The organism is Seonamhaeicola aphaedonensis (assembly GCF_003386195.1).
Taxonomy (GTDB): Bacteria; Bacteroidota; Bacteroidia; order Flavobacteriales; family Flavobacteriaceae; genus Seonamhaeicola; species Seonamhaeicola aphaedonensis.
Map to the genome: position 1 here is coordinate 1 of NZ_QRDX01000013.1, position 6306 is coordinate 6306.

Sequence of the window (6306 nt, forward strand, 5' to 3'; positions counted from 1 at the left end):
TGGTTTAACCCTGAGATGGAACACATTTACTTTAAGATGCATTGTCTGCGAAGCAGCGTAGATTAAAGTTCGCCATCGGCGAATGTGTTCCATCGTGTTTGTATATGGTTTGTTGCGTGGTTTAGCACGTAATTTAGCAAATAAAAACCGAATAGAAAATCCGCGAGGATTTTCGTAAGTAGGCTAGAACCAAGCAATAAATTATATACGGTGTTGGCAACTGGCTTTCTTTTACTCGTTCCGATTTTTATTTTATTCGTTCATTTCAATTATTAATTTTTCTCCGTAATTCAGGTTTTTAAAGAAACTCAATTGTCTCTCAAATATATATCCGTTTTGCGTGAATTCCATAATTTGATTTTTGGTCTCGATTTTTAATTTCATTTCATCGATTGAATATTCTCCGAGTACAATTCTAAAATATCTTGCAATTAATTTAGAAACTCCTAATTTCAACATAATCCACATTGGTGATAAAGTCAGAGGTTCAACACTTTCTTTTCCACGTATTAATTTTATGTATTCGATTTCCGATTCTTTTATTGTCAACGCACTTGTTTTATTAGACAAGTTTGACCTTAAAAGAATTCCACCTGAATATTTTTCAAAACTACATTTAGAGTTTTCTTTTATAAATTCCGTCGAATTATTTTTTGCTTTAAAAGACTTTAGATAAAATGATGAACTTCCAATTGCTTTCGGTTTTTTCCAATCGATTTTTGTCGGTTTTCCAATATTTTTCTCGATTGTTCTTGAGTTCATTTTTTCTCGTTGAGTTCTTTTTTCAGCTTGTTGCCAACGGTTTTGTGTAAGCGTCAGTAACGGGAAAGTGCGCGAGTACTTTCCGCTGACGCACCTAATTTAGCAAAACGAGTTGAATTTCCGATTAGGAAATTCAGCCGTTATTGCGCTTACACGTTGTTGTGCACTGTTTTATTATTTATTTTCTCAATTTTTGGACAAAAAAGTTATGAGTATGTCATTTGCTATTTTTGAGTTATTAAAGATGTCATGGTAAGTGTTTGGTAAAATACAAAGTTCACCATTTGGTAAATCATTGTATATTTCAATACTATGATTTAAGGGGATAAAGGGGTCTCTATCTCCAAAAAGAACCAAAACCTTACTCTCTATTTTAGGTAATATTTCTTTTGAAATCCAAATGTCTTGTAACCACATTTCTTTAGAATTGTAAACAAACTCTTCCCAATGATTGGGATTAGGTGATTTCTTTTTATAAGAAGTAACATACTCCTCTGGAAGTATTTCAGGACTAAAATTTTGAAGCATTTTTAAACCTTCTGGTTTGCTGGCATGCGGACTCAATGCACCTGCTCCAAATACTATTTTGTTTATTTTATTAGGGATTTTATTGGTTACCAATATTCCGACAATTGCACCGTCACTGTAACCAACAATATCAATTTTGTCTAAATTTAACTTATCAACTATTTTAACTACATAATCGGCTAATATGTTATAGCTCAAAGAGTCAATACTGTATGACCTACCGTGACTGGGACTATCAATTGCGATTAATTTAAAGTGTTTAGATAAATCAGGGATTAATGTATTGAAATTTGATATGCTTCCCATACCTCCGTGCAATAAAATAACAGGTGAGCCATCACCGTATTCTTCATAATAGACTTTGGTGTTATCTACTTCTATATATTCACCATTATTCGAACCATACTCAATTTTTGATTGCCCAAAAAGTTGTAAGTTGATAAGAAGAAATAATGTCGTTAAGGTTAATTTCATGTTGATTTTTCAAATTGTGCACAACGGTGTGTATAAGAATAGTTGCGTGGTTTGATACCTAATTTAGCAAAAGTTGTCGAACCAGAGGAAAATCCGCAGGATTTTCCGAGTTGGCAAAGACCTAGCAATTATTTTTATACTTTGTTAGCAGCTGTTTAATTCCTTGTTTTATCTTTCAATTTTACAAATCTTATCATTAAAGATTTTTCAAAAACCATTCTGTTACCAATTCTGCATATTCCACAGGTGGCTCGTGTTTCACATTGTATTCCACAAATTCTTTTTTGGTCAAAGGAATTAAGTCGAATAGTTGATGTGCGTCTTTCATTGTATATACTGGATCCTCGTTCCCCATAAACATAAGAAATGAATTACAACGTATGCGGCTTGCATAGGTTGAAGGTAACCAAGGTTGAAATTCAGGTGCTTTCCAAACAGGTGTTAAACCAGCAACTGCAGTTTTGATTCGTGAATCGATACTGGTCAGTTCAAATGTAATTACTCCGCCCATACTTAAACCCAAAAAGCCAATTCTTGAAGAATCAATTTCATCTCGGGTAGAAATATAGTCCATAGCTCTTCTGTATTCTACTGCTGTTTGTATAAACATTTGTCTGGCTTTGTAAGGAAATGTACGAGGCCATGGTGGACGTTTAAAGTCGTTTTCATAAGATCTCTCTCCATGATAAACAGCATCAAGTGTCATTACAGCAAAACCACTATTAAGTAATGCCTTTGCTACCAAACCACCTTTTGGCCAACTGTCATCCTGTAACCATCTTTCTTTGGATCCAAATATACCATCCACCAAAAAGACAATGGGGTGTTTATCTTCTCCATTATTTGGAATAATTAGATATGCAGGTACTTTACTGTTATTAATTCCAGTAAAAATGATTTTCTCTTTTTTATTACCTTCAAATTTGTCCTTAAAAATTATGTTGACATCAAGAGAGATATTTTTATCATACTCGAAGAATTGAGAAACGGTTTTATAAACCTCATTGCTTACTATAGGTATTGGAATCATTGAATCTACCTTTTTAACTTGAGAAAAGCAATTTAGTTGGGGGGCTAAGCAATAAACAAATAAGTGAAGTAGAAATAGAATTTTTTTAAGGTGCACATTATTTATTGTTTTTGATATCATAGTTAGGCGATTTAAAGGTTTTATATATTAATTTCTTTAGGTATTTATTCTGGTCTCAAAAGGTTAATTGCTGCTAATGGTTCGGCTATGGCAAGTAGGGCAGGCAAGGGAACTTTTCGTTTCCGTCTGATCTGCGAGCCAGAGCTTTTAGTTTTGTAATTATTTTCATTTTTTTAATTGCCAAATCCAAAAGATTTGGCGGACTTCGTAAATAAACCCAAGCCATTAAATTTAGCACATTTTACCCTATTTGCTATAGGTGTTGTTAGGCACTTTATTTAATTCACTAAAGATATTTAGGTTAGTGGTAGAGAAATGTACCAGTGCGCAAAATCATCCCAAAAAGGGAGTATTATTTTAAAAATTCTTATAAGATGAACAAATAAAAATAAACCTATAGCCCATTTGAAAACCCAACGTCCTTTTACTTCGTTGCGTTCTTTTATAATCAGAATAATAAGAATAATGTAGATTGGTGCTATTCCTAAATAGTAACCTAAAGGTTGTTCAAGCCCAAATACATTAACAACCATTCTAACCATTGTTGGTTCAATTAACGCCATACCAGCAACGACCATTCCTCTAGCATGAATGGCTACAGTCTTTCTGTATCGAATAGCAACACCAAAACCAAATGAAAAAATAAATAAATCTTTAAATGGAATCCATACCCGCCAAGCTAAATTTTCAGTATCAGGATTAAGGCGAAAATGTGCTAATAGTATTATCGAAATAAATAATATAGGAACCAGTATATATGAAAATTTACCAATTAGTCTATGAGTTCTGAACTTTTTAGTTCGAATTAGCATTGGCTGAACAATTAGGAGCAACAACCATAAAACTGCTGTAACTGCATGAAAATGAAAATATTGACTGAAGTTTGCTGTTCCGTCAAAAAATTTTGAGAAATAAGTGGGCCAAAACCCAATAATCACTAAAATTATAAAGCTTGAAAAGTAATAATCAGCATATTTGAATTTCATAGATTTATTTTTTTAATTCTAGCTATATCGTCCATTGTGCCTAACGGTTTTGGCTATGGTTTCGTTGCGTGAAAATCCGCGAGGATTTTCCGCCGTAAACCGAAGATAGCAAATTTGCGAGGACTTTCCGAGAGGAAAGTCAGAAGCAATGAACTATAGCCGGTGTTGTAGGTAGTGTTTTTATTCCGCTTTTTCATATTCTGAATAATTGTCCACAGTCGTTTTTCCGTTTATAACCAAAGTGTTCATAATATCAGCGTAATTGGCTGTTTGGTTGTCAAAATCTTTTTCGAAAGTCAGGAACAGAATATTGTACAGATATTTACCACTTACAAAACTTGAGTTAATTCCTTTAAATTTATTTTCTTCTTTTGATGTCGAAATGAAATGTCTTAAAGGTTTTAAGTTGTTATAAAGAACTAAATCAATTTCAGATACTTCGCAACCACAGGTTTCTTGGTAATAAGTCTCATATTGTCCGTCCAATAGGTTTCCTTTTTCAAATCCGTGTTCGGTTATTTTGGATATCAATAAAGTATATTGAAATTCATTTCCAGATGTCTTTACAAACACATCAATTTCCGCATTTGGTTGATTCCGACTAGAGTATTTTAAGTCCGAGTCCGCTAAAAAAGCATAATCTTCTTTGTCATCCACAAAGAATTTTTTGTCAGTCTGTGAAAAGGATACATTTGAAACAAGTCCAAATAGTATTATTAATCTAAAAATTTTATTCATTTACGGTTCAGTTTACATTACCTACAACGGTCTTGTGTATGATTTCGTTGCGTTGGTTTAGCAACTAATTTAGTAAAAATAACTGGCAATAGTTCAGCGCGAGGATTTTCCGCGAGGAAAATCAGAAGCAATGAACTATACACGGTGTTGTAAACAGTTTTTATTAATCGGCTTTTATTAAAAACCAGTCTTTATTATATATTTTGACAATATCTGTCATATCAGGCTCTTTCAAATCTTTTTTGGTTATACCGTGATTTTTTTTAAAAGTCAGCTCTTTATAAAACAAAAATGTATCATCATAGCGAAAAGAGGCACCATTTGATGATAGATTTGATTTCATTCCCAAAAAGGGATTGATAAACTCATTGGGGTTTCTGTCCTCATTGATTGCAATTATAGTGCGATTACAAATCGATTGAAATAGATTGTTAAATAATAATTGAATAGCTATAAGTCCAATTCCGATGAGCAAAATCCGCTTAAAGTACTTATGGAAAAAAATCAACAATACAACCAAAATCAGAATAGAAAAGATAGATATCTCAAAGACATTACTATAAACTAGGTTGTTTAAATTGTCATTGAAATTTAGAGGTAGATACCTTAAAAAAGGTAATATGATAAGTACAATTATTAGTCCTTTTAAGAATCTCATTGAAATTGTTTACAACGTATTTGTGTATGATTTTTTGCGGGAAAAGACGCGAGTCGTTTTCCGTTGATGTGGAAAGATAATTAATAAGATTGAATTTCCGATGAGGAAATTCAGCCGCAATTAATTATACACTTTGTTGTGCTTTCGTTATTTATATGAATTTAATCATCTGTAATACCAATCATTTCAATTAAACTTACAGCTCGTTGATAAACCATTTCATAATCTTCCCGCAACCCATGTGTATTCCAGCGTTTTAAATTTATAGCATTCATTATAAAAACATCATTTCCATAAGCGTTAGGACTTTTTCTAGGTGTACCTGTCAAATATTCGTGAAACGCTATTTCGTCAAATTTCATAAGATATGGACCAATGCTATTTCTCCCATATGTTTCCATGCTCTCAATTTTTTGTTTCGTAGAATTTTCTAAATCATTGTAATAAACAAATAATGAGTCAACCAAGATTTGATTATTGATTAGGTTTAATTTGCCTGTTGATTTTAAATTATCGAATGTTGAAGTCTGAGGTGAAAAACCATATTGAAGTAACAAAGTAGTTGTGTATAATCGGTTAGAGAAACTAGTTTTCAAAGGGTTTTTTATTTCAATCTCTAAACTATCTAGCATTGACAAATCACGATATATCAGTCTCAGCTTAGTTCTTACATGAGTAGTGTCTTGTTGAAGATTTAGCTTTAATTTTTGTAGATAATAAATTTCTTCTTTTTTATTAGCATTATTAATATTCCAGTTGTTAATTGCTAATGCAATCAGGATTCCAACGACCACAAGAACAATCTCACCAATCGCATAAATAAGATATCTACTGAATTTATTTTCAGAAAGTAGCTTTTGTCGAATTTTTCTAAAGAATTTTATCATTGGTTAGCAGTTGGTTATAATGAAGCACAACTCAGGGTTAAACGTAGTTCTGCTTTGAGAATGAAAAGATAATAAATTCTTGAGCAATAATTAGAGAAAAGCTCTTCCTTATAATCTCTAATT

The 6306-nt window shown here is 32.3% G+C and carries 7 protein-coding genes; all 7 read right to left on the reverse strand.

The genetic code is table 11. The annotated features are described in order from the left end of the window. Nucleotides 1-252: 252 nt before the first annotated feature. Entirely contained in the window at nucleotides 253-762 is a 510-nt protein-coding gene (locus tag DFQ02_RS14685; protein WP_027127321.1) for a hypothetical protein, read from the reverse strand. Nucleotides 763-948: 186 nt separating this feature from the next. After that, nucleotides 949-1764: an alpha/beta fold hydrolase gene (locus DFQ02_RS14690; RefSeq protein WP_116525211.1), complete on the reverse strand. Its 816-nt coding sequence runs from the start codon at nucleotides 1762-1764 to the stop codon at nucleotides 949-951. A 196-nt stretch (nucleotides 1765-1960) separates the two neighbouring features. Further along, the gene (locus DFQ02_RS14695) at nucleotides 1961-2794 is read right to left on the reverse strand and encodes an alpha/beta hydrolase (RefSeq protein ID WP_181896432.1); all 834 of its coding nucleotides are present in this window, start codon (nucleotides 2792-2794) and stop codon (nucleotides 1961-1963) included. A 416-nt stretch (nucleotides 2795-3210) separates the two neighbouring features. Then, nucleotides 3211-3900, reverse strand: coding sequence for a hypothetical protein (locus DFQ02_RS14700; RefSeq protein WP_116525213.1), 690 nt, complete (start codon nucleotides 3898-3900; stop codon nucleotides 3211-3213). A 180-nt stretch (nucleotides 3901-4080) separates the two neighbouring features. Next, nucleotides 4081-4638, reverse strand: a complete 558-nt coding sequence (locus DFQ02_RS14710) for a hypothetical protein (RefSeq protein ID WP_116525214.1) — start codon at nucleotides 4636-4638, stop codon at nucleotides 4081-4083. Nucleotides 4639-4801: 163 nt separating this feature from the next. Beyond that, nucleotides 4802-5296: a hypothetical protein gene (locus tag DFQ02_RS15070; protein WP_147297792.1), complete on the reverse strand. Its 495-nt coding sequence runs from the start codon at nucleotides 5294-5296 to the stop codon at nucleotides 4802-4804. Between the two features lie 161 nt (nucleotides 5297-5457). After that, a complete protein-coding gene (locus tag DFQ02_RS14720; RefSeq protein ID WP_116525216.1) occupies nucleotides 5458-6183 on the reverse strand; it encodes a DUF6090 family protein in 726 nt (241 codons plus the stop codon). Nucleotides 6184-6306: the final 123 nt, after the last annotated feature.